The 26,905-nt window shown below is 69.1% G+C and carries 30 protein-coding genes; 17 read left to right on the top strand and 13 right to left on the bottom strand.

Annotated features, from left to right (window positions below):
• Window position 1: 1 nt before the first annotated feature.
• On the bottom strand, window positions 2–1,072 hold the full coding sequence (locus tag HRU81_13985) for a glycosyltransferase family 9 protein (protein QOJ33147.1): 1,071 nt from the start codon (window positions 1,070–1,072) through the stop codon (window positions 2–4).
• Here HRU81_13985 and HRU81_13990 point away from each other — a divergent pair.
• Window positions 1,071–1,823: a 3-deoxy-D-manno-octulosonic acid kinase gene (locus HRU81_13990; GenBank protein QOJ33148.1), complete on the top strand. Its 753-nt coding sequence runs from the start codon at window positions 1,071–1,073 to the stop codon at window positions 1,821–1,823. The two genes, HRU81_13985 and HRU81_13990, sit on opposite strands and share 2 nt — an antisense overlap.
• Here the strand turns inward: HRU81_13990 and lpxL are convergent.
• Complete coding sequence (gene lpxL / locus HRU81_13995; protein ID QOJ33149.1) at window positions 1,775–2,749, bottom strand: LpxL/LpxP family Kdo(2)-lipid IV(A) lauroyl/palmitoleoyl acyltransferase; 975 nt, start codon at window positions 2,747–2,749, stop codon at window positions 1,775–1,777. The genes HRU81_13990 and lpxL overlap by 49 nt on opposite strands.
• A gap of 152 nt (window positions 2,750–2,901) precedes the next feature.
• Between lpxL and htpX the strand changes: the two genes are divergently transcribed.
• From htpX to HRU81_14030, 7 genes are all read left to right on the top strand, one after another.
• Complete coding sequence (gene htpX, locus HRU81_14000; protein ID QOJ33417.1) at window positions 2,902–3,792, top strand: protease HtpX; 891 nt, start codon at window positions 2,902–2,904, stop codon at window positions 3,790–3,792.
• 186 nt (window positions 3,793–3,978) lie between these two features.
• Complete coding sequence (locus tag HRU81_14005; GenBank protein QOJ33150.1) at window positions 3,979–6,147, top strand: LysM peptidoglycan-binding domain-containing protein; 2,169 nt, start codon at window positions 3,979–3,981, stop codon at window positions 6,145–6,147.
• Entirely contained in the window at window positions 6,144–6,659 is a 516-nt protein-coding gene (locus HRU81_14010) for a L,D-transpeptidase family protein (protein ID QOJ33151.1), read from the top strand. Before HRU81_14005 ends, HRU81_14010 begins: the two co-directional genes overlap by 4 nt.
• Entirely contained in the window at window positions 6,656–8,044 is a 1,389-nt protein-coding gene (locus tag HRU81_14015; GenBank protein ID QOJ33152.1) for an LOG family protein, read from the top strand. The genes HRU81_14010 and HRU81_14015 overlap by 4 nt, the downstream gene beginning before the upstream one ends.
• Before the next feature lie 153 nt (window positions 8,045–8,197).
• Window positions 8,198–8,485, top strand: a complete 288-nt coding sequence (locus tag HRU81_14020; protein QOJ33153.1) for a hypothetical protein — start codon at window positions 8,198–8,200, stop codon at window positions 8,483–8,485.
• A 96-nt stretch (window positions 8,486–8,581) separates the two neighbouring features.
• A complete protein-coding gene (locus HRU81_14025) occupies window positions 8,582–8,779 on the top strand; it encodes a hypothetical protein (GenBank protein ID QOJ33154.1) in 198 nt (65 codons plus the stop codon).
• 11 nt (window positions 8,780–8,790) lie between these two features.
• The gene (locus HRU81_14030) at window positions 8,791–8,958 is read left to right on the top strand and encodes a hypothetical protein (GenBank protein QOJ33155.1); all 168 of its coding nucleotides are present in this window, start codon (window positions 8,791–8,793) and stop codon (window positions 8,956–8,958) included.
• Between the two features lie 42 nt (window positions 8,959–9,000).
• On the opposite strand, the gene HRU81_14035 is transcribed toward HRU81_14030, so the two are convergent.
• Both HRU81_14035 and HRU81_14040 read right to left on the bottom strand, forming a co-directional pair.
• A complete protein-coding gene (locus HRU81_14035) occupies window positions 9,001–10,095 on the bottom strand; it encodes a putative sulfate exporter family transporter (protein QOJ33156.1) in 1,095 nt (364 codons plus the stop codon).
• Between the two features lie 2 nt (window positions 10,096–10,097).
• Complete coding sequence (locus HRU81_14040; protein ID QOJ33157.1) at window positions 10,098–10,388, bottom strand: hypothetical protein; 291 nt, start codon at window positions 10,386–10,388, stop codon at window positions 10,098–10,100.
• A 113-nt stretch (window positions 10,389–10,501) separates the two neighbouring features.
• Here HRU81_14040 and HRU81_14045 point away from each other — a divergent pair, with 113 nt between their 5' ends.
• Together HRU81_14045 and htpG are read left to right on the top strand one after the other, a co-directional pair.
• Complete coding sequence (locus HRU81_14045; protein ID QOJ33158.1) at window positions 10,502–10,960, top strand: Lrp/AsnC family transcriptional regulator; 459 nt, start codon at window positions 10,502–10,504, stop codon at window positions 10,958–10,960.
• A gap of 98 nt (window positions 10,961–11,058) precedes the next feature.
• Entirely contained in the window at window positions 11,059–12,921 is a 1,863-nt protein-coding gene (gene htpG, locus HRU81_14050; protein QOJ33159.1) for a molecular chaperone HtpG, read from the top strand.
• A 12-nt stretch (window positions 12,922–12,933) separates the two neighbouring features.
• On the opposite strand, the gene HRU81_14055 is transcribed toward htpG, so the two are convergent.
• Window positions 12,934–13,944, bottom strand: a complete 1,011-nt coding sequence (locus tag HRU81_14055; GenBank protein ID QOJ33160.1) for a cation transporter — start codon at window positions 13,942–13,944, stop codon at window positions 12,934–12,936.
• Between the two features lie 30 nt (window positions 13,945–13,974).
• Window positions 13,975–14,451, bottom strand: a complete 477-nt coding sequence (locus tag HRU81_14060) for an Lrp/AsnC family transcriptional regulator (protein ID QOJ33161.1) — start codon at window positions 14,449–14,451, stop codon at window positions 13,975–13,977.
• Between HRU81_14060 and leuA the strand changes: the two genes are divergently transcribed.
• From leuA to HRU81_14080, 4 genes are all read left to right on the top strand, one after another.
• Complete coding sequence (gene leuA, locus HRU81_14065; GenBank protein QOJ33162.1) at window positions 14,450–16,339, top strand: 2-isopropylmalate synthase; 1,890 nt, start codon at window positions 14,450–14,452, stop codon at window positions 16,337–16,339. The genes HRU81_14060 and leuA overlap by 2 nt on opposite strands.
• A 113-nt stretch (window positions 16,340–16,452) precedes the next feature.
• Window positions 16,453–17,451 carry a cysteine synthase family protein gene (locus tag HRU81_14070; protein ID QOJ33163.1) on the top strand — a complete coding sequence of 333 codons (999 nt, stop codon included), beginning with the start codon at window positions 16,453–16,455 and terminating at the stop codon, window positions 17,449–17,451.
• Between the two features lie 29 nt (window positions 17,452–17,480).
• Complete coding sequence (locus tag HRU81_14075) at window positions 17,481–18,131, top strand: alpha/beta hydrolase (protein ID QOJ33164.1); 651 nt, start codon at window positions 17,481–17,483, stop codon at window positions 18,129–18,131.
• Entirely contained in the window at window positions 18,128–18,598 is a 471-nt protein-coding gene (locus tag HRU81_14080; GenBank protein QOJ33165.1) for a TerB family tellurite resistance protein, read from the top strand. Before HRU81_14075 ends, HRU81_14080 begins: the two co-directional genes overlap by 4 nt.
• A 16-nt stretch (window positions 18,599–18,614) precedes the next feature.
• On the opposite strand, the gene HRU81_14085 is transcribed toward HRU81_14080, so the two are convergent.
• From HRU81_14085 to HRU81_14100, 4 genes are all read right to left on the bottom strand, one after another.
• Window positions 18,615–19,121 carry a DUF4426 domain-containing protein gene (locus tag HRU81_14085; protein QOJ33166.1) on the bottom strand — a complete coding sequence of 169 codons (507 nt, stop codon included), beginning with the start codon at window positions 19,119–19,121 and terminating at the stop codon, window positions 18,615–18,617.
• Window positions 19,122–19,205: 84 nt separating this feature from the next.
• Window positions 19,206–19,775: a YggT family protein gene (locus tag HRU81_14090; protein QOJ33167.1), complete on the bottom strand. Its 570-nt coding sequence runs from the start codon at window positions 19,773–19,775 to the stop codon at window positions 19,206–19,208.
• A gap of 29 nt (window positions 19,776–19,804) precedes the next feature.
• Complete coding sequence (locus HRU81_14095) at window positions 19,805–20,635, bottom strand: pyrroline-5-carboxylate reductase (GenBank protein ID QOJ30620.1); 831 nt, start codon at window positions 20,633–20,635, stop codon at window positions 19,805–19,807.
• Complete coding sequence (locus HRU81_14100) at window positions 20,616–21,374, bottom strand: YggS family pyridoxal phosphate-dependent enzyme (GenBank protein QOJ33168.1); 759 nt, start codon at window positions 21,372–21,374, stop codon at window positions 20,616–20,618. Before HRU81_14100 ends, HRU81_14095 begins: the two co-directional genes overlap by 20 nt.
• A 98-nt stretch (window positions 21,375–21,472) precedes the next feature.
• Here HRU81_14100 and HRU81_14105 point away from each other — a divergent pair, with 98 nt between their 5' ends.
• From HRU81_14105 to HRU81_14115, 3 genes are read left to right on the top strand one after another with little or no spacing between them, the layout of a single operon-like run.
• Entirely contained in the window at window positions 21,473–22,513 is a 1,041-nt protein-coding gene (locus HRU81_14105) for a type IV pilus twitching motility protein PilT (protein ID QOJ33169.1), read from the top strand.
• A gap of 33 nt (window positions 22,514–22,546) precedes the next feature.
• Window positions 22,547–23,710, top strand: coding sequence for a PilT/PilU family type 4a pilus ATPase (locus HRU81_14110; GenBank protein QOJ33170.1), 1,164 nt, complete (start codon window positions 22,547–22,549; stop codon window positions 23,708–23,710).
• 51 nt (window positions 23,711–23,761) lie between these two features.
• Window positions 23,762–24,817 carry a PilT/PilU family type 4a pilus ATPase gene (locus HRU81_14115; protein ID QOJ33418.1) on the top strand — a complete coding sequence of 352 codons (1,056 nt, stop codon included), beginning with the start codon at window positions 23,762–23,764 and terminating at the stop codon, window positions 24,815–24,817.
• A gap of 68 nt (window positions 24,818–24,885) precedes the next feature.
• Here HRU81_14115 and HRU81_14120 read toward each other — a convergent pair whose 3' ends face one another.
• The 3 genes from HRU81_14120 to HRU81_14130 form a co-directional block, all read right to left on the bottom strand.
• Window positions 24,886–25,782, bottom strand: a complete 897-nt coding sequence (locus HRU81_14120) for a dihydroorotate dehydrogenase electron transfer subunit (protein QOJ33171.1) — start codon at window positions 25,780–25,782, stop codon at window positions 24,886–24,888.
• Between the two features lie 80 nt (window positions 25,783–25,862).
• Complete coding sequence (gene ruvX, locus HRU81_14125) at window positions 25,863–26,285, bottom strand: Holliday junction resolvase RuvX (protein ID QOJ33172.1); 423 nt, start codon at window positions 26,283–26,285, stop codon at window positions 25,863–25,865.
• Between the two features lie 46 nt (window positions 26,286–26,331).
• Window positions 26,332–26,895, bottom strand: coding sequence for a YqgE/AlgH family protein (locus tag HRU81_14130; GenBank protein QOJ33419.1), 564 nt, complete (start codon window positions 26,893–26,895; stop codon window positions 26,332–26,334).
• Window positions 26,896–26,905 lie beyond the last annotated feature (10 nt).

Here is a 26,905-nt window from a genome sequence, read left to right on the forward strand (position 1 = left end):
ATCATTTTCCCAGAACCTCGTCGACCCGGGCGATCACCTCGGCCGGCGTGATCAGGTCCATGGCTGCCGGATCGCGCACCCGCTGGCCCCAGCGCAGTTGCGCAGGCGGCACGCCGAATTCGCGTTGCACGGCATCCGGGTAGCGGTCCACGACCAGGTCCTGGCTGAAGTACGGGCCGGTGCGCAGGCGGTTGGAGGTGGCGTAGAGGCCGATCACCGGCGTGCTCACGGCCGTGGCCATGTGCGCCGGACCCGAATCGGGGCAGATGACGAGGTCGGCGCGGTCGATGACCGCCAGCAGCTGCTTCAGGCTGGTGCGGCCGACCAGGTTCTCGACGGGAGCGGTCGCCGCCGCGGCGAGCGCCGCGGCGTACTCGCCCTCGATCGCCGTCCCGGCGCCGGTGAGGATGATCCGCGCACCGTGGGCGCCTTGCAGGTGGGCCAGCACCTCGACGTAGTTCTCCAGGCGCCAGTTGCGGTAGTTGCGGAAACGCTGGCTGCTGCAGGGGCTGATGACCACCATCGGGCCCGTGCCGGGCGCAAGGGCGGCGGCGAATGCGCGGTCGGCATCGCCAAGCGGGATGTCCCAGCGCAGCACGCGCTGCTCGATGCCGAGGTGCTCGAGGAAGCCGAACAGGCCGTCCATCACGTGCTGCTCCGGCCGCGCCGCGATGCGTTCGTTGGTGAACAGCCATTGCCAGTCGCGGGCGCGGCGGCGATCGAAACCGATGCGGCGGCCTGCATCGACCATGCGGCTCGCGAGGTTGGCGCGCATCGAGGCGTGCATGTGGAGCAGCACCGGGAAGTGCCGCCCGCGCAGCTGCCGGCGGATGTCGGCGAGGCTGGCCCACGGCCGGGTCTTGTCGAAGATGATAAACTCGACGCCGTCTACGCCTTTCAAGAGCCCGTGCTCGGTCCTGCCGATCACCCAGGTCAGCTGCGTGCGTGGCCAGGCAGCCTGGAGGGTCCTGACGACGGGGAGCGTGTGGCAGCAGTCGCCGATGGCCGAGAGCCGCACGAGGCACAGCGATTCCGGCCCATTCCCTGGTGGTCGACCGGATGAAGGTGGCATGCTTTCGGTGGAGCGGGTAGAGCGAATCGGCGAGAGCGTCATCCTATACGATGCCTCCCTCGCCAACCACATGCGCGAGGCGTGGTTCGACCCGGCCAGCTGGCCCGATGCGCCGCGTGCGCCGGGCTACGCGGGAGGTCGCGGCGCCACGCTGTTCATCCGCTGCGAGGCGCAGGACTGGGTGCTGCGCCACTACCATCGCGGTGGCCGCATCGCCCGGATCGCCGGTGACAGCTTTTTCTGGACCGGCGAGCAGCGCGTCCGCTCCTTTCTCGAATGGCGCCTGCTGGCACGGCTGCAGGACGCCGGCCTGCCTGCCCCGCGACCGGTGGCCGCTCGTTACCGGCGCTCCGGCATCCGCTACCGCGCCGACATCATCACCGTGCGCCTGCCCGGGGTGGTGCCATTGTCGACGCGCATGGCCGCGGGACCGTTGCCGGCAGCGGTGTGGCGGCGTGTCGGCGAGTGCATCGGCCGCTTCCACGCAGCCGGTGTCTTCCATGCGGACCTGACCGCGCACAACCTGCAGATCGATACCGCCGACGGCATCTTCCTGCTGGACTTCGATCGCGGGCGCATCATGCCCGGGCCGGGCGCCTGGCAACGGCGCAACCTCGAGCGGCTGCACCGCTCGTTCACCAAGATCACGGCTGGCGGCACCGGCGGCTTCAGCACCGCTGCCTGGGATGACCTGCTCGCCGGCTACTCGGCCGTCGCCGGTGGCCGTGGATCCTCGCCGGGCCTGGTGTAGGGATCGGCAAGTGGCGCCGGCCGCCCCTTGAAGCGCCGGTGCACCCAGAAGTACTGCTCCGGAGCCTGGTGCACGTGGCGCTCGATGATGGCATTGATCCTCATCGCGTCGGCGGCCGGGTCATCGCCCGGGAAGTTCTCCAGTGGCGGTTCGATGCGCAGTTCGTAGCCCTTGCCATCGGCGCGTCGGGCGGCGAAGTACGGCACCACGGGCGCCTTGCTGACCCGTGCCAATGCGGACAGGGCGGTGTTCGTCATCGCCGGTACGCCGAGGAACGGCACCAGCACGCTGCCCTTGCGACGGAAGCTCTGGTCCGGGGCGTACCAGACGGCATCCCCTTCGGCGAGCCGGCGGATGAAGCGGCGGATGCTGTCCTTGGGAATGAGGTGCCCGGCACTGCGGCGCCGGACCCGCGCCAGGAAGGCATCCACCAGCGGATTGCGGTTCGGGCGGTAGATGGCAGCCATGTCGGGCGTGTCCATGCACAGCCGCCTGCCGGAGAACTCCACCGCCGCGAAGTGCCCGCTGACGATGATGGCGCCGCGCCCCGCGGCGAGGGCGCCCTGCAGGTGCTCCAGTCCCTCGACCCGCCAGAGCCGGCGGATCCGGGCGTCGCTGGCCCAGGCCGACATGCCGACTTCGATGACCTGCAGTCCCAGCGAGGCGAAATGGCGACGCAGCAGATCCCGGCGCGCGGCGTCCCCGAGATGCGGAAAACACAGCCGCAGGTTGGTGGCGGCGATGCTGCGCCTGCGGCGGGCCAGCGCCAGTCCCAGCCATCCCAGGGCGGAACCGACCGCCCGCTGCGCGCGGAAGGGCAGCAACACCAGCAGCCACAGCAGGCCGAAGCCGAGCCAGGTTGGCCAGTGGCGCGGTTGCCAGAAGCGCAGCAGCGAGGGTGGGGCGATGGCGGGATCGGGTTTCATGAGGCCAGGGCGCCCATGCTAGGTGCCGGCGCCCGCCCGGGAAAGTCCCGCCCCGGGCCGGGCCGGGCGGTATCCCGGCGGGGGCTTGAATTGTGGCCGCGGGACACCACTAAATACCGCTCCATCCCGGACACCGGAGAGTCCAAGTCGTGATGAAGCGCATCTTCCTGTTCCTCGCCACCAACGTCGCCGTGCTGGTGGTCCTGTCGGTGGTCGCGCGAATCCTGGGGCTGGACCGCATCTTCGACCAGCAGGGCGGCATGAATTTCACCGGCCTGCTGGCCTTCTGCGCGCTGTTCGGCTTTGGCGGCGCACTGATTTCGCTGGCGATGTCGAAGTGGGTGGCCAAGCGCAGCACCGGGGCGCGGGTCATCACCCAGCCGCGCGATGCCACCGAAACCTGGCTGTACGAGACCGTGCAACGCCAGGCGCGCCAGGCCGGCATCGGCATGCCGGAGGTGGCGGTCTACGACTCGCCCGACATGAACGCCTTCGCCACCGGTGCCCGGCGTGACAGCGCCCTGGTGGCAGTCAGTACCGGCCTGCTCCAGCGCATGAACCGCACCGAGGTCGAGGCGGTGCTGGGCCACGAGATCACCCACGTGGCCAATGGCGACATGGTGACCCTGACCCTGATCCAGGGTGTCGTGAACACCTTCGTCCTGTTCCTGTCGCGGGTGATCGGCTATGCCGTCGACAAGGTGGTGTTCCGCTCCGAGCGGGACAATGGCCCGGGCTTCTTCCTCACCAGCCTGGTTGCCCAGGTGCTGCTCGGCATCCTCGCCAGCATGATCGTCGCCTGGTTCTCCCGCCAGCGCGAATTCCGCGCCGACGCCGGTGGTGCCGGCCTGGCCGGGCGCGAGGGCATGATCGCGGCGCTGGAGCGCCTGAAGACGGCGCATGGGCCGGCTGCGTTGCCGGATTCCATGAAGGCCTTCGGCATCTCCGGCGGTGGCGGCATCTCGCGGCTGTTCATGTCGCATCCGCCGCTCGACGAGCGCATCGCCGCACTGCGCGGCGCCGGCCAGCCGAAATTCGGCTGAGCACGGCGCCGGCGGACAGCGGCTGCCAATTATGTGAATGGGTTCGTCCCCGGTCTCCGCAGGCCGGGGCTACCCTCCCGGACGTGGCGCTGGTTCCCGCGCGGGCGCATCGTGGCCGCGGGCGGGCGGCTTGCTTTCAGGGGCTGGTTGGCTAAGTATCGCCCCGTAACACGGTTTGGGTTGTCAATGTCCGTCGTGACCAGGGTGCTGCCGGCTCTCGCGGCCGCGCTGTTGCTGTTTTCCGCTGCGGCGCCGGCGGCCGACGAGGCCTTGCCGCGCCCGCCGGGCCTGGCAGCGGAAGTCGCCTTCTGGCAACGCATCTTCGCCGAGTGCACCTCGCAGCAGGGCCTGATCCACGACAACCGCCACCTGGGCGTGGTCTACGAGAAGATCGATGCCACGGGCGAGGGCAGCCAGGCGCGGCTGCAGCGCCTCGCGGACACGGCCCGCGCCCGGTACGAACGCATCCTGCGCACGCTGGCCAGCGGCGAGCGGAGCGGTCTCGATGCCGAGTCGGCTCGCGTGCTGGCCCTGTGGCCGGCCAATGTCAGCAATGCCGAGTTGCGTGCCGCGGCCGACCGCGTGCGCTTCCAGCAGGGGCTGGCCGAGCGCTTCCATGCCGGGCTGGTGCGCTCCGGCCAGTGGCGTGACCATATCCGCGAGAGCCTGCGCGAGCATGGCGTGCCGGAGGGCGTGGCCGCGCTGCCCCACGTGGAGTCCTCGTTCGATCCCAACGCACGCTCCTTCGTCGGCGCCGCCGGCCTCTGGCAGTTCACCGGCGACACCGGCAAGCGCTTCATGCGCATCGACCAGGCGGTCGACGAGCGTCGCGACCCCTATGAGTCCAGCGAGGCCGCGGCCCGCCTGCTGCGCTACAACCACGACCTGCTGGGCACCTGGCCGCTGGCCATCACCGCGTACAACCACGGTGCCGCCGGGATGCGCCGGGCGGTGGACAGCGTCGGCACCACCGACATCGAGGCGATCATCCGCCGCTACGATGGCCCCGCCTTCGGCTTCGCGTCGCGCAATTTCTATGTGTCGTTCCTGGCGGCGCTGGCGATCGAGCAGGACCCGGAGCGCTTCTTCGGGCCGGTGCAGCGCCAGCCGCCGCGCCAGGAACTGGTGGTCGAAGTGCCGGACTTCATGCGCATCGATGCGCTGGAGAAGGCATTCGGCGTGCCGCGCTCGACGTTGCAGGCCTACAACCCGGCGCTCTTGCCCCCGGTCTGGGACGGCGCCAAGTACGTGCCACGGGGCTTCCGCCTGCGGCTGCCTGCCGGCCAGGTGATCGACGCATCGCCACAGCAGCTGCTGGCTTCGATTCCCTCCGGCCAGCGTTTCGACAACCAGGTGCCGGACAAGATGCACAAGGTGAAGCGCGGCGACACGCTGAGCCGCATCGCCGCGCATTACGGCACCACGGTCGGCAAGCTCGCGCAGGCCAACGGCCTGACGCCGGGGGCGCGGATCCGTGTCGGGCAGTCGCTGAAGCTGCCGGGCCGCGCTGTGGCGGTGGCGAGCACCCGTGCGCCACCGGCGTTGCCCGATACGCGGCAGCCGGCGCCCGCGGCCGACAGCTACCTGGTGCAGCCCGGTGACTCGCTCGCGGTCATTGCCCGGCGCACCGGCGTGAGCCAGCGCGACCTGCTGGCCTTCAACGGCCTGGCCGACGCCAACCACGTGCGCAGCGGCAGCCGCCTGCGTCTGGTGCCGCCAGCGGGCGCTGCCCCGGAGCCTGCGGCCACCGCCACGGTCGCATCCTCGCGCCCCCCGGCCGTGGCAGCCGGCAGGCCGGCGACCGTGGCCCCGGACCTGCCGGCGCTGGAGTCCCCCGCCCAGGCGAAGCAGCCCACGGGTGATGCCGGCGGCATCTCCGCCTCGCTCGCCGATCCGAGCAACTACCTGGTGACGGACAACGACAAGGTGGAGGTGCAGGCCGCGGAAACCCTCAGCCACTACGCCGGCTGGCTCGAGGTGACTCCCGAGGACCTGCGCAAGGCCAACGGCTGGCAGAGCAAGCGGGCGCTGGTGATCGGCGAGTCGGTACGCCTGGACTTCAGTCATGTCAGCAGGGAGATCTTCCTGGCACGGCGCGTGGCTTATCACCACGACCTGCAGGAGGATTTCTTCAACCGCTACAGGATCACCGACACCACCGAACACCGGCTGCGCCGCGGCGAGTCGGTGTGGATCCTGGCGTCGCAGAAGTACAAGGTACCGGTGTGGCTGCTGCGCCAGTACAACCCCACACTCGACCTCGATCACGTGCGCCCCGGCACCCGCGTGGTGTTCCCGAAGCTGGAGCGTGTCGCGCTGGTTCCCGCGCAGCCGGCCACGGCGAGGGTCGCATGAGGTCCGCGCCGGCTGCCGCAACCGCGGCCTGCATCGTGGCGCTCGCCCTGCTGGGGCTGGCGCCCGCGGTCCAGGCGACCGGCTTCGAGCAGGCCGACAAGGTGGTGGTGCGCAAGGCCGAGCGCCGCCTCGACCTGCTGAAGAACGGCCGGGTGCTGCGCAGCTTCCGCGTCGCGCTCGGGCTGGCGCCCGATGGGGACAAGCTGCGCGAGGGTGATTTCCGCACGCCCGAGGGACGCTACCTGCTGCTGGACCGCAACCCGGACAGCGATTACTTCCTCTCCATCCGCATTTCCTACCCGGACGAGCGCCACCAGCGTGCGGCGCGTGCCAGGGGCCATGCCCCGGGCGGGCTGATCATGATCCACGGCATGCCCAACCAGCCGCGCTACTCGGCCGAGTACTACCGGACCATGGACTGGACCAACGGCTGCATCGCCGTGTCCAATGCCGACATGATCGACATCTGGCTGATGACGGCTCGCAACACGCCCATCGACATCCTGCCATGAACCCTGCCAGCCCTGCCCGCCACGGCGGCGAGACGCTCGTCGAGGTCATGCCGGAGGGCAGCCTGGAGCTGCTCTCCCAGCACGAGGTCAACCGCCTGCGCAGCACCGGCGAGGGCGGCCAGCACGAAGTGCTCAGACGCTGCGCGCTGGCGGTGCTCAACGTCGGCGGCCAGACCGATGACACGCGCGAAGTGCTGGAGAAGTACCACGACTTCGAGGTGTTCATCGTGCAGCAGGACCGCGGCGTGAAACTGGCGCTGCGCAACGCGCCGCCCGAGGCCTTCGTCGACGGCAAGATGATCCGCGGCATCCGCGAGCTGCTGTTCGCGGTGCTGCGCGACGTGGTGTTCATCAACAACGAAGTGGCGGGCGGCAGCCAGTTCGACCTCACGCGCAGTGATGGCATCACCAACGCGGTGTTCCACATCCTGCGCAACTCGGGGACGCTGCGTGCCGGCGAGCCCGACCTGGTGGTCTGCTGGGGCGGGCACGCCATCAGCCGCGAGGAGTACGACTACTCCAAGAAAGTCGGCTACGAGATCGGCCTGCGGGAGATGAACGTCTGCACCGGTTGCGGCGGTGGCGCCATGAAGGGCCCGATGAAGGGCGCGGCGGTGGGTCATGCCAAGCAGCGCGTCGATGACGGCCGCTACATCGGTGTCACCGAACCCGGCATCATCGCCGCCGAATCGCCCAATCCCATCGTCAACCAGCTGGTCATCATGCCCGACATGGAGAAGCGGCTGGAGGCGTTCGTGCGCATTGCGCACGCCATCGTCATCTTCCCGGGCGGGGTGGGCACGGCCGAGGAGTTCCTGTTCCTGCTGGGGATACTGCTGCACGAGCGCAACCGCGAGGTGCCGCTCCCGGTGGTGCTGACCGGCCCGGCGTCGAGCGAGCCGTACTTCTCGCAGATCCACGAGTTCATCGGCGCCACGCTCGGCCGCGAGGCGCAGCAGCGCTATCGCATCTGCATCGGCAACCCGGCCACGGTGGCGGCGACGCTGCGCGAAGGCATGCGCCAGGTGCGTGATTTCCGCCACTCGAAGAACGATGCCTACTACTTCAACTGGCGGCTGCACCTCGACATGGACTTCCAGCAGCCGTTCCACGCGACCCATGAGACCATGGCCGGGCTGGTCCTGCATCGTGGCCAGGAGCCGGCACGGCTCGCGGCCAGCCTGCGCAAGGCCTTCTCCGGCATGGTGGCGGGCAACGTCAAGGACGAAGGCATCCGTGCAATCGAGAGCCGTGGCCCGTTCGAGCTCTCCGGAGATCGCGAGCTCATGGCGCGGCTCGATCGGCTTCTCGGCGCCTTCGTTGCCCAGAACCGCATGAAACTGCCGGGTCGCGCCTACCAGCCCTGCTATCGCCTCGTGGTCTGACGCCGCGTCCGCGGCGCTGGTCATTTTTCCGCCAGGGCGGCAGCGCCTCGCATAACGGCGCTGTTAAATCAGGATGCCTGTGACTCAGTTCCTCGTGAGCGACGGGGCCGCTCCATAAGCTGGCTGCACTGTGGAGGAACGGGGACAACCGCCATGAGTCATTACAAGAACAACAGTCTCTCCCCCGGCGCCGACCCTGAGATCGCCGACAGCGGTGCCAGCAAGCCCGGCTACGAATCGACCCTGCGCAGCGGCCGCGTCCGCAGCCTCGTCAGCCAGGAGGGCAAGGACATGGGTGGCTGGGATTCCTATCGCCGCTGGCTCAACCGCGTGCAGGCGCCGGACAAGCGCCGTTCCGTGGTGGACCCGGCGCTGTACACGTGGAAGGGCTATCGGAACTGGTCGGAGAAGGTCCGCCGGGACTGGAAGCAGGACGAGTAGGCAGCCGTCTCCTCGACAGCAGCGAGGCCGCGCCAGCCCCGTCGCCCAACGAAACAAGAAGCCGGCCAGGCAGCCTGCTGATCACAGACCAAGTACATGTCGGACAGGGAACAGACCAGGGACTTCAGCATCAGGAACCCCGAGACCCGCAGCCGCCGGGCCTGGGTGGAGCGCGCCCTGCAGGGCGTGCGCGAGCGGCTGGCCAGCGGTGAGCTGCAGCCCGGGCCCGGCGATTCGCCCGGGACGCCGCCGAAGCCGCGGCTGTCGGTCGTGCCTTCGGCCCGCAAGCGCTGAAGCTGGCCACGATGGCATGGCACCCGGAGCGGGCGCTGCGCCTGCTTGACCAGCTGGATTGCCTGGGCGGCGTGCTGCGCCTGGCCTGGGCGGGCCACTGGGGCACCTGGTTGCGGGCTGCCTCGCTGGCATCCTGCCTCGTGCTCGGTGCCATCGCCTGGCGCCTCGTGCCGTTCTGAACGGACGGGGGTTCCCGGCAGCAGGCGAACTGGCGCCTGCTTTTACGTCAGCAGCGCTGCCGTCAGGCCGGCACTGACGGCGACCATCATCACGGCTGCGGTCACTCCGGCCGCCAGCGGTCGCCAGCCGACGCTGCGCAACTGGCCCACGTCCACGGTCAGCCCGACGGCGGCCATGCCCACCGTCAGCAGCAGCTCGGAGGCCTGGTTGGCCAGCGCCAGCGCGGGGGTCCAGATGCCCGCGGCGAATCCCGGCCGCAGGCCGGCGAAGGCGTCGCCCAGGGTACGCAAGGCGGCGAAAGCCACGAAGGCCAGCACGAAACCGGGCACCAGGCGGCGGATGCCGGCCAGCCCGCCCGCGGGTCGGCTCCCGTCCGCCGTGGCGGCCATCGTCGCCAGCGCCGGCACCACGACCACCAGCGTCAGGTTGCGCAGCAGCTTGGTGACCGTCGCGGCATCGAGGGCAACCGGTGCGGAGTACTGGCCGCTGTAGAGCAGGGCCGCGCCGATGACCTGCGAGGTGTCATGGATGGAGGAGCCGAGGAAGATGCCGGCCACCTCCGGGTTGGCGCCGAACAGCCAGTGGCCGAGCGCCGGGTAGGCCAGCATGCCGACCAGCCCGACGATGACGATGATCGTGACCGCGTAGCCGGTGTCTTCCGCGCGGGCGCGGATGGACGGTGCGACGGCCATCACCGCCGTGCAGCCGCAGATGCTGGTGCCCACGGTCAGCAGGGTCACCAGCGGTCCCCGCAGCCCCCAGGCCCTGGCGAGGCGGGGAATCAGCAGCCAGGCCGTGGCCAGGCAGCCGGCCACGACCGGCAGGGCGCGCAGGCCGAGTTCACCGATGCCGGCCAGCGTCAGGCGCAGGCCCACCAGGGCCAGGCCGATGCGCAGGATGGCGCTGGATGCCACCGCCACGCCGTGTTCCATGCGCGGCGCCACGCCGATGAACGAGCGCACGCAGACGCCGGTGAGGACGGCAAGCATTACCGGGCTGACCGGACTCTTGCCGAGCTGGAACAGCGCCGTGCCGAGCCATCCCGAGGCGTAGTGGGCGAGGATCGCCAGGGCAAAGGCACCGGCAAGGCCGGGCACGGCCGCGGCACGCGAGCCCCGGGTGACGATGCCAGGCATGTTCAGCTGGCGGGGTTGACCGGCGGCGAGAGGCTGCCGAGCGGGCGTTCCGGGCCATGGGCCGCCGGGACGGCCAGGCGGCGGTCGCGGTTGAGGACCATGCGCTGGTGCAGCCCGGTGATGGTCTGGCTGCCGGTCCGGACGAACAGGAAGGGCAGGAAGGCGTGGATCAGACAGGCCAGGCCGCCGGCGAGCATGCGCAGCGCGAAGCCCAGCGCCTGGAGCAGATGCTGGAGGTAGGTCTCGCCCACGGAGGCCGGGTGGTCGGTGAACAGGGCGCGCAGTGTTCTCATGGAGGGGAACGGTATCCCGAGCTATCGGGCATTTTCCGCTCAAAATTTCGATTGCAATCCCCACTCAGAGAAATGATATTGCGCAATCTTGCCCAAACTGGGGAAAAGAATTTATGGACAAGAAAGACCGGGAAATCCTTGCCCTCCTGCAGCGTGACGCCGGGCTCGCCGTGGCCGCCATCGCCGAGCAGGTGCACCTCTCCCCCGGTCCCTGCTGGCGCCGGATCCGCGCCCTGGAGGTGGCGGGTTTCATCCGCCGCCGGGTGGCCATCCTCGACCCCGCGAAGCTCAACGTCGGCACCACGGTGTTCGTGACCCTGAAGACCAGCCGCCACGATGCCGAGTGGTTCGAGCTGTTCGCCACGCGGGTGCGCGCCATCCCGGAAGTGGTGGAGTTCCACCGCATGAGCGGTGACGTGGACTACCTGCTGCGGCTGGCGATACCGGACATCGGTGCCTACGACCGCGTTTACAAGCAGCTGATCGGCGTCGGTGGCCTGAGCGACGTCAGTGCGAGCTTTGCCCTGGAGTGCATCAAGTCCACCACCGAACTGCCGCTCGACTACGTCTAGGCTGCCGGCAGCGCCTTGAAATCCGGCACCGTGACCCTCACCTAGGCAGGGCCAGCGTCGCGGCGAACGCCGCAGCCTGCCGCCACGAAGGACAACCGATGACCGCACGCGAGACCCATGGCTTCCAGGCCGAGGTGAAGCAGCTGCTTCACCTGATGATCCACTCCCTCTACAGCAATCGCGAGATCTTCCTCCGCGAGCTGATCTCCAATGCCTCCGATGCGGCCGACAAGCTGCGGTTCGAGGCCATCGCCCATCCCGGGTATCTGGCGGAGGATGCGGTGCTCGGTATCCACATCGCCTGTGACGCGGAGGCTGGCACCCTGTCCATCACCGACAACGGCATCGGCATGTCCCGCGAGGACGTCATCGAGCAGCTCGGCACCATCGCCAGGTCCGGCACCGCCGAATTCATCGGCCGCCTCAGCGGCGACGAGCGCCAGGACATGAACCTCATCGGCCAGTTCGGTGTCGGCTTCTACTCCGCCTTCACCGTGGCGGACCGGGTCGAGGTAATCAGCCGCCGTGCCGGCCTGCCCGCCGATGCGGGCGTGCGCTGGGAATCCTCGGGGGATGGCGAGTTCAGCATCGAGCCGGTGGCCGATGCGCCCCGCGGCACCCGCGTGACACTTCACCTGCGCGAGGACGCCCGGGAGTTCGCCGACGAGTTCCGGCTGCGTGCACTGATCCGCAAGTATTCGGACCATATCGCCTTCCCGGTGCTGATGCACAAGGCCGGCGCTTCGGGCGAGGAGGCCACGGAGGAGGCTGTCAACGCCGCCAAGGCACTGTGGACCCGGCCAAAGGGCGGGATCACCGACGACGAGTACCAGGAGTTCTACCGGCATATTGCCCACGATTTCACGGCGCCGCTCGCCTGGAGCCACAACCGCGTGGAAGGCAAGCGGGTCTACACCAGCCTGCTCTATGTTCCGGCCCGGGCGCCCTTCGACCTGTGGAACCGCGAGAAGCCCCGCGGCCTGAAGCTCTACGTGCGGCGCGTGTTCATCCTCGACGATGCCGCGCAGTTCCTGCCGGTGTACCTGCGTTTCATGCGCGGCGTGGTGGACGCCGACGGGCTGTCCCTGAACGTGTCACGCGAGATGCTGCAGCAGGACCCGGAGGTCGAGGCGATCCGCAGCGGGCTGACACGTCGCGTGCTGGACATGCTCGACAAGCTGGCGACCGAGGAGCCGGAAAAGTACCGGGGCTTCTGGAAGGAATTCGGCCGGGTGCTCAAGGAAGGCCCGGCGGAGGATCCGGGCAACGCCGGGCGCATCGCCGGGCTGCTGCGCTTCACCAGCACGCGCAGCGCCGGCGACGAACCCGATCGCAGCCTCGGCGACTACGTGGCCGGCAAGCTCGACGGCCAGAAGCACGTCTGGTACGTGACCGCGGACAGCCTGGCCGCGGCGCGCAGCAGCCCGCAGCTGGAGATCTTCCGCAAGAAGGGCATCGAGGTGCTGCTGCTGGCCGATCCCATCGACGAGTGGGTGACCGGGCACCTCGGCGAGTTCGAAGGCATGGAGTTCCGCGACGTGCGCCGCGGCGAACTCGACCTCGAGGACGTCGGCGGCGGCGACAAGCAGGCGCAGGCCGTCGGTGAGCACGCCGCCCTGGTCGAACGTCTGAAGGAGTTGTTCGGCGACGAGCTGGCTGGCGTGCGCGTCAGCGACCGGCTCACCGATTCCCCGGCCTGTCTCGCCATGGGCGACCGGGACATGAGCCCGCAGATGCGGCGCATCCTCGAGGCATCGGGCCAGAGCGTGCCGCAGTCCCGGCCGGTGCTGGAGGTCAATCCCGGCCATCCGCTGGTGTTGCGCCTGGCCGCCGAGCAGGATGCCGGGCGGTTCGCCGATATCGCCCGCGTGCTGCTCGACCAGGCCACGCTGGCCGAGGGCCGGGCGCTGGCTGATCCGGGTGACTTCCTGCGGCGGCTCAACCGCCTGCTCACGGCCTGAGCCGGAGCGCGGCTAGCAACTCTGGTCGCAGGCTGGCCCGCTGCCGTGCTCCACCTGCAGCGTGGTGTGGGCGATGTGGAAGCGCTGCGCGAGGGTGCCGGCGATATCACGGAGGAAGTGGTCGTCCTCCGGGCCGCGGGGCATCACCAGGTGCGCCGTCAGCGCCGTCTCCGTGGTGCTCATGGCCCAGATGTGCAGGTCGTGGATGCTGGTGACGCCCGGCAGGCCCTCGAGGTAGCTGCGGACCTCGTGGGGGTCGACACTGCGCGGCACGGCATCGAAGGCCATTTCCAATGCCTCGGTGAGCACCCCCCAGGTGCTCCAGACGATGATGCCGACGATGAGCAGGCTGATGACCGGGTCGAGCCACTGCCAGCCGGCCAGCAGCACGCCGACACCGCCCAGCGCCACGCCCAGCGATACCCCGGCATCGCCCGCCATGTGCAGGAAGGCCGCGCGGATGTTGATGTCGTGATGGCGTCCGGCGGCGAACAGCCAGGCGGTCACGCCATTGATGACCACGCCCGCCGCGGCCACCGCGATCATGATGTTGCCTGCCACTGGCGCCGGCGCCTGCAGTCGCAGCAAGGCCTCCCAGCCGATCGCCCCCATGGCCACCAGCAGCAGGATCGAACTCACCAGCGAGGAAAGGATGGTGCCGCGGCGGAAGCCATAGGTGTGACGCGGGGTTGCATCGCGCCTGGCCAGCCGCATCGCACCCCAGGCCAGCACCAGGCTGAGGACATCGCTCAGGTTGTGGCCGGCATCGGCGATCAGGGCCAGGGAGTCGGCCACCAGACCGAAGACAAACTCCACCACCACGAAAAGGATGTTGAGCGCGATGCCGATGGCGAAGGCGCGGGTCATCTGCTCCGGAGGCGGGTGGTGGTGATGGCCGTGCCCGTGCTCATGCTCATGCTCATGATCATGAGCATGAGCATGGTCATGGTCATGGTCATGGTCATGGTCATGTCCGTGGCCGTGCCGCACATCGGCGGCCGGGTGATGCGCGTGATCGCTCATGGCGCTTGCGTCCTCATGCCGGCGAGGGTATCACGGCCGCGCGGCCGGCAAGGGCAGGGCAGTCCGGTCCAGGACCGTGCGCAGCACGAAGCTCGAATGCACGCCGGTGACGCCTTCGATCCGGGTGATCTTGTCGAGCAGCAGGGACTGGTAGGCATCCATGTCGGTGACCAGCACCTTGAGCTGGTAGTCGGCGTCCTGGCCGGTGATCAGCAGGCACTCGAGGACTTCGGGGAGTCGCGACACCTGCTTCTCGAAGTGCGTGAAGCGGTCCGGGGTGTGGCGGTCCATGGCGATGTGCACCAGGGCGGTCAGGGCGAGCCCGAGGCTGCGGGCGTCGAGCAGCGCGCGGTAGCCGGTGATGATGCCGCTGGCCTCCAGGGCACGTACCCGGCGCAGGCAGGGCGATGGCGACAGGCCGATGCGGTCTGCCAGTTCCTGGTTGCTCAGGGCGGAATTCTGCTGGAGCGCCTCCAGGATCTGCCGGTCGTAGCGGTCGAGTTGCATGGGGCAGCCTCCGGTTTCGGGCAGATTGGTGGAATATGCCGTCCATGGCGATAATAGCGCAATTCACTGCCAAAACACCCGGTTCCAGGCCCTGATTTTGCAATCCGGCGCCCCTGGTGCGCGGCTAAGGTATCGGCATCCGTCATCCGGGGATGCCCGGGGAGTACCAGCCATGCCTGCCGCCAGCCGCTACCGCCCGTTCCCTCCCGTCGACCTCCCGGACCGCCGCTGGCCGGGCCAGGTCATCCGGCATGCGCCGGCCTGGCTCAGCACCGACCTGCGCGACGGCAACCAGGCGCTGTTCGAGCCCATGGGCGCGGAGCGCAAGCTGCGCATGTTCCGCATGCTCTGCGACATCGGCTTCAGGGAAATCGAGGTCGGCTTCCCGTCGGCCTCGCAGACCGAGTTCGATTTCGTCCGCACCCTGATCGAGGGCGGCCACATACCCGCCGACGTCAGCATCGGCGTGCTGACCCAGGCCCGTGAGCCGCTCATCCGCCGCAGCATCGAATCGCTGCGCGGTGCGCGCCGCGCCATCGTCCACGTCTACACCGCGACCTCGCCGCTGTTCCGCGAGACCGTCTTCGGCATGAGCCGGGCGGAGGTGGTGGATATGGCCGTGTCCAGCGTGCGGCTCATCCGCGAGCTTTGCGCGGAGCAGCCCGGGACGGAATGGGTCCTCGAGTACAGTCCCGAGACCTTCTCGGCCACCGAGCTGGAATTCTCGCGCGACATCTGCGATGCCGTGGTCGACGCCTGGGGCGCGACGGCGCAGCGCAAGGTGATCCTCAACCTGCCGGCCACCGTGGAGGTGGCCACGCCCAATGTCTACGCCGACCAGGTGGAATGGATGCACCGCAACGTCGCGCGGCGCGAGGCCGTGGTCATCAGCGTGCATCCGCACAACGACCGCGGCTGCGCGGTGGCGGCCGCGGAACTCGCCGTCATGGCGGGAGCCGAGCGGGTGGAGGGCTGCCTCTTCGGCAATGGCGAGCGCACCGGCAACGTGGACCTCGTGACGCTGGCGCTCAACCTGCTGACGCAGGGCGTCGATCCGGGCCTGGACCTGTCCGACATCAACGGCATCGCGCGCACCTACGAGGCCTGCACGCAGCTGCCGGTGCATCCGCGCCATCCCTACGTGGGTGACCTGGTATTCACCGCCTTCTCCGGTTCCCACCAGGACGCCATCCGCAAGGGCATGGCCGCGCAGCGCGCCGATGCCGCCTGGGACGTGCCCTACCTGCCCATCGACCCGGCGGATCTCGGGCGCACCTATGACTCGCTGGTGCGGGTCAACAGCCAGTCGGGCAAGGGCGGCGTTGCCTACCTGCTCGAGGCCTCGCGCGGGGTGGTCATGCCGCGGCGGATGCAGGTGGAGTTCAGCGGTGCCGTGCAGAAGCTCGCCGAGAAGACCGGCTCCGAGGTTTCCGCGGAGGAGATCTGGCGCCTGTTCTCCGCCGAGTACCTCGAGTGCATGCAGTCGGTACGCTACGTCGAGCATCACCTGTTCGAGCGCGGCAACCGCCAGGGCGTACGCCTCACGGTGGCCGTGGACGGCGTGCAGCGGGTGCTGGAGGGGACGGGCAATGGCCCGATCGACGCCGTCATCGCCGCGCTCGGCGTGCCGGTCAAGGTGCAGGCCTACGAGGAACGCTCGCTGAACCAGGGTGCCGATTCCCGGGCCCTGGCGATCGTCGAGCTGGCGCTGCAGGGCGTTGCCGGCAGCACCTTCGGCGCGGGCATCGATGCGAACATCGTCACCGCCTCGGTTCGCGCCCTGGTAGCCGGCCTCGACAGGGTCCTGGCGCGCCTCGGCGAGTCTGCCCGCCGCGAGGCGCTCGCCGCCCTGGCGTCGGCGACACCTGCCGCGGAGCGGGTTGCCTGATGCCGCTGCAGCCCCGGACGGCGGTGCCGTCCGGGAATCCCGCAATGCCGGCCCGGCCGGACGCGGTTAAACTGCCCGGCGTTTACCCGCAACGACAACCGGTTCCAGGACGCATGCATTACGTCGAATCACTCGCGGCGCTGGTGGGCCAGACGCCGCTGCTGCAGATCAGCTATCGCTTCAATGGCCAGCGACGCCGCGTGTTCGCGAAATACGAGAGCATGAACATGACCGGCAGCGTCAAGGACCGCATGGCGCTGCACATCCTCGGCCGTGCCGCCGAGCGCGGCGAGCTCAAGCCGGGTGACGTCATCGTCGAGGCCACCAGCGGCAACACCGGCATCTCGTTCTCGGCCATCGGCCGTGCCCTGGGCCATCGCGTGCGCATCTACATGCCTGACTGGATGAGCCACGAGCGCGTGCTGCTGATGCATAACCTCGGCGCCGAGGTGGTGCCGGTATCGAAGGCGCAGGGTGGCTTCCTCGGCTCCGTGCAGCTGACGCGCGAGTTCGCCGCAGAGAACCCGAATTCCTTCCTGCCGCGCCAGTTCGACAACCCCGACAACGTGGAGGCCCACGAGGTCATGACCGGCCCCGAGATCGAGGCGCAGCTCGCCCGGTTCGGCGTGCAGGCCGACGCCTTCGTCGCGGGCGTCGGCACCGGAGGCACCGTCATGGGGGTGGGCCGCTACCTGCGCCGCAAGGGGCGTCCGGTGCGCGTGCATGCCCTGGAACCCGCCAATTCGCCGACGCTGCGCACGGGCAAGAAGGTCGGCTCGCACCGCATCCAGGGCATCAGTGACGAGTTCATCCCCTCGATCGTCAACCTCGCGGAGCTCGACCCCGTGGTGGACGTCTGGGATGGCGATGCCATCCTCATGTCGCAGGCCACCTGCCACCGGCTCGGCCTCGGCCTCGGCATTTCCTCGGGCGCCAACCTCATCGGCGCCATCAAGCTGGTGGAGGAGATGGGGCCCGATGCCGTCGTGGTGACGATCCTGCCGGACTCCAACAAGAAGTATTTGTCCACGGCCCTTGCTGCGGCCGAGCCGCCCCAGGACGGCTACATCACACCGCAGGTGCAGCTGGATGCGGTCGCCAGCGTGCGCTGATCGCCGGCGGCGGCCCCTATAATCCGCGGATGGTTCACCACCACGCGCCGTCCCGGGATGCGCTGACGATCCCCGGCCCCGCCGGCAGCCTCGAGGCGTTGCTGGAACAGCCGGACATCGCGCCGGCAGGGCGCGTGGCCGTCATCTGCCATCCGCACCCGTTGCACCAGGGGACGATGCTGAACAAGGTGGTCCACACCGTCTCGCGGGCGATGCTCGATCTGGGCGTGCCGGCGCTGCGCTTCAACTTCCGTGGTGTGGGTGCCAGCGAGGGCCGCCATGCTGACGGCAGCGGAGAGGTGGACGATGCGCTCGCCGCCTGCGCCTGGATGCGCGAGCGCTTCGCCGGCAGCGAGTTGCTGCTGGCGGGCTTTTCCTTCGGCGCCATGGTGGCCTGCGCCGCCGCCGTGCAGGCGCGGCCCGCACGGCTGGTGACCATCGCGCCACCCGTGGAGCGCACGCGCCGGCTGCTGGCTGGCCGGCATCCCTCGGTCCCCTGGCTGGTGGTGCAGGGAGAGGCCGACGGTGTGGTGCCCTGTGGCGAGGTGGTCGCCTGGGTCGACTCGCTGGTGCCGGCGCCGGCGCTGGTCGTGCTCCCGGGTGTGGACCACTTCTTTCATGGCCACCTGACGGAGCTGCGCCGGGTGCTCACCGACCACCTGCAGGTGCAGCCGGCGTGATCGCCAGCCTGAAAGCGCTGCTGCGCCAACTGTCACAGACACCTGGCCCCGCAGCCGACCCGGACCAGGTACCGCTCGCCATGGCGGCATTGCTGGTGGAGGCGGCGCGGGCCGACAACGAGGTGAAGCCCGCCGAACTCGAGCGGCTCGGCGCACTGCTGGCGAAGCATCTGGATCTGGATCCTGACGCCGCCCATGCCCTGGTGCAGCGGGCACGCAGCGCCGTCGAGGCGTCAGTCTCGCTCTACGAGTTCACGCGACCGCTGCATGAGGCGCTGGACTACCGCGCCAAGTGCGACGTGATCCGCATGCTCTGGCTGGTGGCGCTGGCGGACCAGCGCCTGGACAAGTACGAGGACTACCTCATCGGCAAGCTGGCGGAACTGCTCTATGTGTCGCGAGGCGATGTGCTGCGGCTGAAGCACGAGGCGCAGCAGCTGCAGCCGGCCGCTGGCGGCGGCGACTGAGCGCGGGCCCGGGGCCTCACTCGCCGTAGAAGGTCTGCGTGAAGCGCAGTGGCAGCGCGGCGGTCGCGCCCTCGGGGACCACCTCGACGTTGAACACCAGGGTCTCGCCGTTGCTCACCGCATAGTCGGCGATGTAGTACACCGCCTCGCCTTCGCGGATCTCGCGTACCGCCGAGTCCTTCACCTGGCCAGTGTCGTTGGCAACCAGTGCCGTGACCCTGGCTGCGACCGGCTTGCCGAGCGTGCCCTCGGCCTTCTTCAGCACCGAGACGTTCAGCAGTGCGCGATTCCTGCTGCGGGTGATGCCGTAGGTTCTGGCGACCTCCGGGGTGAGCTGGTCGGTGGACAGCGCCGAGAAGTGCACGACGTAGTCACCGAAGTCCTTCGATGCCGCGCCGGCCGGCTCTGCCGCGGTTGGCGGAGAACCCGCCGGTGGTGCACTGCCGGGACCGGGCCCGCCGCAGCCGGACATCAGGCCCAGGACAGCAAGGGTCATGCAGACGGTGCGGATGCTCGTGGACATGGCGGTACCTGCAGCTGGCCTGCAACGATCATAAACCACCGGCAAAACGGCCGGACAGCAAAATTTTCGCCCACGGCATGCCCTTCAGAACGGCATGCACACCATGCCTGCCGCACCGAAGCCGCTTGGCACCAGGCGGTTGACGAATTCGATGGCAAGCAGCGCGAATATCGGCGACAGGTCGAGTCCGCCCAGCGACGGAATGAAGCGGCGGAAGGGCGCCAGCACCGGCTCGACTATGGCCGCGAGCATGGCCATGGCCGGGTTGTAGCCGCCCTGGCTGATCCAGCTGGTGATCACGTACACCAGGGTGAGCAGGCTGTAGGTGCGCAGCACCAGGTGCACCAGCCGCAGCAGCCCGAGTGCCATGATCTGCCCGGGGCTGTTGTGGCCGACGCAGGCGATGGATGCGAGCAGCCCGGTCCCCAGCACTTGCACCAGCAGCACGGCCACCAGTGTCGCGGTGTCGAGCCGGCCGGCCGCGGGGATGAAGCGGCGCGCGGGCAGGACCAGCGGGTCGGTGACCCGGAGGATCGCCTGCGCCAGCGGGTTGCGCGCATCCGCACGCTGCAGCCCGAGGACCAGCCGCAGCACCAGTGCGATCACGTACAGGTCGAGGAGGGCCGAGATGACGAAGGTGAAGGCATCCTGCATGAGGGATTCTCCGTTGCTGCCGCCAGCCCTCAGCGGGCGCCACGTCCGAGTTCGGCGCCGCGGTCGCGGGCCGCGGCCAGCGCCCGGCGCACCGTATCGCCAAGACCGGCCTGTTCCATGACGGCCAGGGCCGCTGCCGTGGTGCCGCCGGGCGAGGTGACGGCCGCGCGCAGGCCGGCCAGGTGCTGCGACTCGTCGGCGGCGCTGCGCGCGGCGCCCAGGGCGGTCTGGCGCACCAGGGTCCGTGCGATGTCCGGTGGCAGGCCGAGGCGGATGGCTCCGTCCTCCATCAGTTCCATGAGCAGATAGAAGTAGGCCGGGCCACTGCCGGACACGGCCGTGACCGCATCCATCAGCGATTCGTCCTCCAGCCACAGCGCGCGTCCCGTGGTCTGTGCCAGTTCCAGCGCCAGCGCCCGATGGCTGGCCGTGGCCGCTGCCCCGGCCACCAGCACCGACATGCCCGCACCGACCAGCGCCGGTTGGTTGGGCATGATCCGCACGATCGGCGTGTCCGCGCCCAGGGCGCCGGCGAGGGTGGCGATCGGCACGCCCGCGGCCACCGACAGCACCAGCTGGCCTGGCGCCCGCCGCTGGCCGGCGAGGTCCGCCAGCACGGCCGGCATGACCTGCGGCTTGACCGCCAGCACCAGCACACTGGCCGTGGCTGCCACCGCGGCGTTTGCCGTGCCCACCTTCATGCCCGTGGTCAGCCGCGCCAGCTGGCTGCGCCGCGCAGCGTCGGGCTCGGCCACCGCGAGTGCCGTGGCCGGCTGCCCGGCGCGCAGCAGGCCGCCGATGATGGCCTGCGCCATGTTGCCGCCGCCGATGAAGCCGATATCAAGGTCCCGGATCGTCACTGCTGCCACCCCTGCCGGAATCGTCGGAACACCGCGCGCGGGGCGCGGCGGCCGGACGGGCGCCGAACAGCGCCGTCCCCACCCGCAACATCGTACTGCCTTCGGCGATGGCCATTTCGAGGTCATCCGACATCCCCATCGACAGCGTGTCGAGGTCGTGGCCGGCGGCACGCAGCGCCTCGAACAGCCCGCGCACGCGCCGGAACTCGGCGCGCAGCCCCGGCTCGTCCAGCCCGGCCTGCGGCATGAACATGAGGCCGCGCAGCTTCAGGCGGGGCAGGCCGGCGACCTGTGCGGCAAGGGCCTGCAGCTGGCCGGCTGGCACCCCGCCCCGGGTGCCGGCCGGCACCGGCTGGACCTGCAGGCAGACCTGCAGCGCCCCGCCATGGAGCGGGCGCTGGTCGGAGAGTCGCTGTGCCACCTGGGCACTCGCCAGCGTCTGTACCCAGTCGAAGTGCCCGGCCACGGCCCGTGTCTTGTTGGCCTGCAACGCGCCGATGAAGTGCCAGCGCAGGCCAGTTGGCAATTGCGTGATCTTGGCCATGGCTTCCTGCACGTAGTTCTCGCCAAAATCCGTCAGACCTGCAGCCTGGGCGGCGCGGATGGCGGCGGGCGGGTGCGTCTTGCAGACCGCGACGATGCGGATGCCTGCCGGGTCACGTCCGGCACGCAGGCAGGACTGCGTCACGCGGGCGCGCAGGGCCACGAGTCTTTCCGTGATTGCCGTCACGGCCGCCATTGGGTCGCTGCCTATACTCTGCGACACTGGCGCGCCGGACTTATGGCAAGTCCGGATTCCGACGCGGATCGGGGCAAGGGATTGAGCTGGGGACGAAAATGGCTGTCGACATCGCGCAGTTGCTCGCTTTCTCTGTAAAAAACAACGCGTCCGACCTGCACCTGTCGGCAGGCGTGCCACCGATGATCCGCGTCGATGGCGACGTCAAGCGGATCAACATGCCGCCGCTGTCGCACAAGGAAGTGCACAGCATGATATACGACATCATGAGCGACAAGCAGCGCAAGGACTACGAGGAGTTCCTCGAGACCGACTTCTCCTTCGAAGTGCCCAAGCTCGCCCGCTTCCGTGTCAACGCCTTCAACCAGACCCGTGGCGCGGGCGCGGTGTTCCGCACCATCCCGTCGCAGATCCGCACGCTGGAGGACCTGAAGGCGCCGGCGATCTTCCGCGACATCGCCATGTATCCCCGCGGCCTGGTGCTGGTCACCGGACCGACAGGCTCCGGCAAGTCGACGACGCTGGCGGCGATGATCGACTACGTCAACACCAACAAGCCCGATCACATCATCACCATCGAGGACCCCATCGAGTTCGTGCACGAGAGCAAGAAGTCGCTGATCAACCAGCGCGAGGTGCACAAGGACACGCTGGGCTTCTCCGAGGCGCTGCGCTCGGCGCTGCGCGAGGACCCGGACGTGATCCTGGTGGGCGAGATGCGCGACCTGGAAACCATCCGCCTGGCGATGACCGCCTCGGAGACCGGCCACCTGGTGTTCGGCACGCTGCATACCAGCTCCGCGGCCAAGACCGTGGACCGCATCGTCGACGTCTTTCCCGCGACCGAGAAGGAGATGATCCGCACCATGCTGTCCGAGTCCCTGCGGGCGGTCATCTCGCAGTCGCTGCTGAAGAAGATCGGCGGCGGCCGCATCGCCGCCCACGAGATCATGATCGGCACGCCTGCGATCAGGAACCTGATCCGCGAAGGCAAGATCGCCCAGATGTACTCCGCCATCCAGACCGGCCAGGCCTCCGGCATGCAGACGCTGGACCAGAACCTGCAGGAGCTGCTGGCGAAGGGCGTCGTCAGCAAGGAAGAGGCCCGCTTCAAGGCCGCGAACAAGGACCAGTTCTAGGCGACGCCCTGGGCGCCGTCTCGGGAGAACGACATGGAACGCGATCAGGCAACGAAGCTGATGCAGGGGCTGCTGCGAAAGCTGGTGGATGCCAAGGGCTCCGACCTGTTCATCACCGCGGGATTTCCGCCGGCCATCAAGGTCAACGGCGAGGTGCACCGCGCCGGCGACCAGCTGCTGTCCGCCGACGACAGCGCCATCATCGTGCGCTCCATCATGAACGACCGCCAGGCGAAGGAGTTCGACGCCACCCGCGAGTGCAATTTCGCCATCAGCCCGCAGGGCATCGGCCGTTTCCGCGTCAGTGCCTTCGTGCAGCAGGGCCAGGTGGGCGCGGTGCTGCGCACCATCATCAGCAAGATCCCGACGCTGGAGGAGCTGGAGCTGCCGCCGGTGCTCAAGGACATCGTCATGACCAAGCGCGGGCTGGTCATCGTCGTCGGCGCAACCGGCTCGGGCAAGTCGACTTCGCTGGCGGCCATGGTCGGGCACCGCAACGAGAACTCCCGCGGCCACATCATCACCATCGAGGATCCGGTGGAATTCGTGCACCCGCATCGCCGCTGCGTGGTCACTCAGCGCGAGGTGGGCGTCGACACCGAGAGCTGGGGCGCCGCACTGAAGAACACGCTGCGGCAGGCCCCGGACGTGATCCTCATCGGCGAGATCCGCGACCGGGATACCATGGAGTACGCCATCCAGTTCGCCGAGACAGGCCACCTCTGCCTGGCGACCCTGCATGCCAACAGCGCCAACCAGGCGCTGGACCGCATCATCAACTTCTTCCCCGAGGACAAGCGCGGTCAGCTGCTCATGGACCTGTCGCTGAACATCCGCGCCATGGTTTCCCAGCGGCTGATCCCGCGGGAAAGCGGCAAGGGACGCATCGCTGCCATGGAGATCATGCTGCACTCGCCGCTGATCGCCGACCTGATCTTCAAGGGCGAGGTGGCACGCATCAAGGAAATCATGGCCAAGTCCACCCGGCTGGGCATGCAGACCTTCGACCAGGATCTGTTTGCCCTCTACGAGCGCGGGGTCATTTCCTACGAGGAGGCCATGCGCAACGCCGACTCGAAGAACGAGCTGCGCCTCCGCGTCAAGCTGGAGAGCAAGCGCGAGCGCAAGGGCATCGATACGGAAGGACTGGCGCTGGCCGAGGACGAGGGCAGCGACCGCGGCATCGTCCGCATGTAGGCGCGTGGCGGGAGAGCAATCTTGGCGGACAACATCACCGAACTGGCGACCATGAACGTGCAGCCGCTTTTCAACCTGATGGTTGAGAAGCGTGCCTCCGACCTGTTCCTCACGCCCCATGCGCCGGTGAAGATCAAGATCGACGGCAAGATCATGCCGGTGAACAAGCTCGAGCTGACGCCGAAGATGATCCGTCAGGCGGCCATCGAGCTGATGAGCGAGCAGCAGCTCGAGGAGTTCACCCGCGAGCTGGAGATCGACTTCGCAGTCTCGAAGCCCGGGCTTGGCCGGTTCCGCGTCAACGTCTTCCACCAGCGCGGCAACGTCGCCATGGTGATGCGCTACATCACCTCGACGATACCCAACCTGGACCAGCTCTGCATGCCGTCGATCCTCAAGGATCTGGTGATGTTCCGCCGTGGCCTGCTGCTCATGGTGGGAGCCACCGGCTGCGGCAAGTCGACGACGCTGGCGGCAATGATCGACCACCGCAACGAGAAGACCTCCTCGCACATCATCACCATCGAGGACCCCATCGAGTTCCTGCATGCGAACAAGAAGTCCATCGTCAACCAGCGCGAGATCGGCACCGACACCAGGTCCTATGGCAGGGCGCTGAAGAGCGCCATGCGCGAGGCACCGGACGTGGTGCTGATCGGCGAGATCCGCGACCGCGAGACCATGCAGGCCGCCATCGACCTGGCCGGCACCGGCCACCTGGCCATTGCCACGCTGCACTCGAACAACGCCCCGGAGACGCTCGACCGCGTCATCAACCTGTTCCCCGAGGACCAGCACGGCCAGGTGTTCATGGACCTCTCGCAGTACCTGCGCGGCATCATCTCCCAGCGCCTGGTGCGGGGCACGAAGGGCGAGCGGGTTGCCGCCGTGGAAGTGATGCTCAACACGCCGCGGATCGCCGAGCTGATCCAGGTGGGCGATATCGCCAAGGTGAAGGAGGCGTTCCAGAGCTCGTCCGAGCAGGGCATGCAGACCTTCGACGACGCCCTGCTGAAGCTCTACAAGGAAGGCAAGGTGCCGATGGAGGAGGCGCTGGCCAGCGCCGATTCACGCACCAACCTCGAGGCGAAGATCCACTTCGGCTGAAGCAGGAAGCCGGCGGCACGGTCCGCGCAACGCGGGCCAGACGTTGCGTGTTGCGTGCCGGCGCCCGTTCAACCGCCGCGGAACAGTTCCGGGTAGACGGCGCAGGCCTCGAAAACCGGACCATCGACGCACACCCGCTTCATCGCGGGCCCGGTGTCGGTCTGCACCGGCACGGCGCAGCCGGCGCAGCCGCCGACGCCGCAGGCCATGTACTCCTCCAGGCAGAGCTGGGCCGGCAGGCCGAAGTCGCGGGCGAGGCCAGCCACCGCCCGCAGCATCGGCTGTGGCCCGCAGGCGTACAGCGCCACGCGATCGTGGTCATCGTCGTGCAGGCTGGCAAGCCATTCACCCGCCAGCGCCGTGACGTAGCCCGGGTAGCAGCCAGCGAATCCCGCCAGCGAGGCCAGGCGTGACGGCACGCCGAGGGCTTCGAGATCGGGCTGGCAGGCGTCGATACGATGGTCGAGGCCATGCAGTGGCGTGGTCGCATGCCCGGCCTTGAACGGGAACGGCACCTCGGAGCCGAAGAAGGCCACCGGCCGCCAGGCCGGCCCGGAGCCGGCCGCGAGGCGTATCGCCAGGAATTCCAGGGGCGGTATGCCGACGCCGCCACCCACCAGCAGCGCCAGCGGCCGCTGGCGATCCGGGGCAAAGCCCTGGCCGATGGGGCCGAGCGTGCTGATGCGATCCCCGGGTTCGGCGGCGGCGAGCGCCTGCAGGCCCGGGCCGACGACCTTGAACAGGATCTCGATCCAGCCCGCCTGCGGATCGCTGCGCCGGATCGACAGCGGCCGGCGCATGGGGATGTCGGCGGCACATTGCAGGTGGACGAAGGCGCCGGGCATGGCGCGTGCCGCGCACTGCGGGGCCTCCAGCCGCAGGACGAACTGCTGCGCCGGGAAGGCCTGCAGCGCGAGGACGCGCGCTTCCTCCAGGAAGATCGTGTTGCGGTGCGGGCGGTCCATGGCTCCTGCGGGTCCGGCGCGGCGGGATGCGGGCGGCATTTTCGCAGAGCGGGCCAGCCCTGTCGCCCCGTTTGCTGGCCTCAGGAGCGCAGCCAGGTTTCGGCCATCAGCCTTGCGGCCATGAGGTCGATGTCGCCGGGCTGTACCCGGCGCTTGCGGCTGCCGTCACGGCGCTGTTCGCGCAGCACCGCTTCCGCTTCGGTCGAGGTGTAGCGCTCGTCGATCTCCTCGACCTGCAGCCCGCTGCGCCCGGCAAGCCATTGGCCGAAGGCGCGCGAGCGTTGCGTCATGGCCGAATCCGTGCCGTCCGTGTTGCGGGGCAGTCCCACCACGAGGATTTCCGGCTGCCAGTCGCGGATCAGGGCAGCTACCGCCTGCCACTCCGGCACGCCGTCGTGGGCAGGCAGGGTGGCCAGCGCGGTCACCGTCCCGGACAGGCGGCTGGCCGAGGCGATGCCGATCCTGCGGGTGCCGAAGTCGAAGACGAGCGCGCGGTCTGCCATCGCGCGAGCCTAGCCTGCCGGCGGCGCGCAAGCGAGCGCGGCGGCATCAGGCGTGGCCGGCCTCGGGGCTCATGGTCGCGAGGTTGATGCCGAGCAGGGCGGCAGCAGCCGCCCAGCGCGCCTCGAAGGGCGTGTCGTAGAGCAGCGTGGCGGTGGCAGGCACGCTCAGCCAGGCATTGGCGCCGAGCTCCATCTCGAGCTGCCCGGCTCCCCAGCCGGCGTAGCCGAGCGCCATCATGGCCCGCTTCGGGCCGGTGCCACGGGCCAGGGCCGCGAGGATGTCCTGTGATGTCGTCAGGTGGGCAAACCCGCTCACCTGCACTGTGGCGTCCCACTTCCCGGCCGGCTCGTGCAGGACGAAACCGCGCTCGCCCTGCATCGGGCCACCGCGCAGCACCGGCTGGCCGGCCACGGCCGCCGGCGCACCGTCCAGGGCGAGCTGCTGGAAGACTTCCCCCAGCTCCAGCTCGAGCGGCCGGTTGATGACGATGCCGAGCGCACCCTGGTCGTTGTGCTCGCAGATGTAGGTGACGCTGCGCACGAAGTTCGGGTCGGCCATCGCCGGCATGGCGATGAGCAGGTGGCCGGTGAGCCAGCTGATCCCGCCCATGGGTCCGTTG

It is taken from the genome of Gammaproteobacteria bacterium (genome assembly GCA_015709695.1).
Taxonomy (GTDB): Bacteria; Pseudomonadota; Gammaproteobacteria; order Steroidobacterales.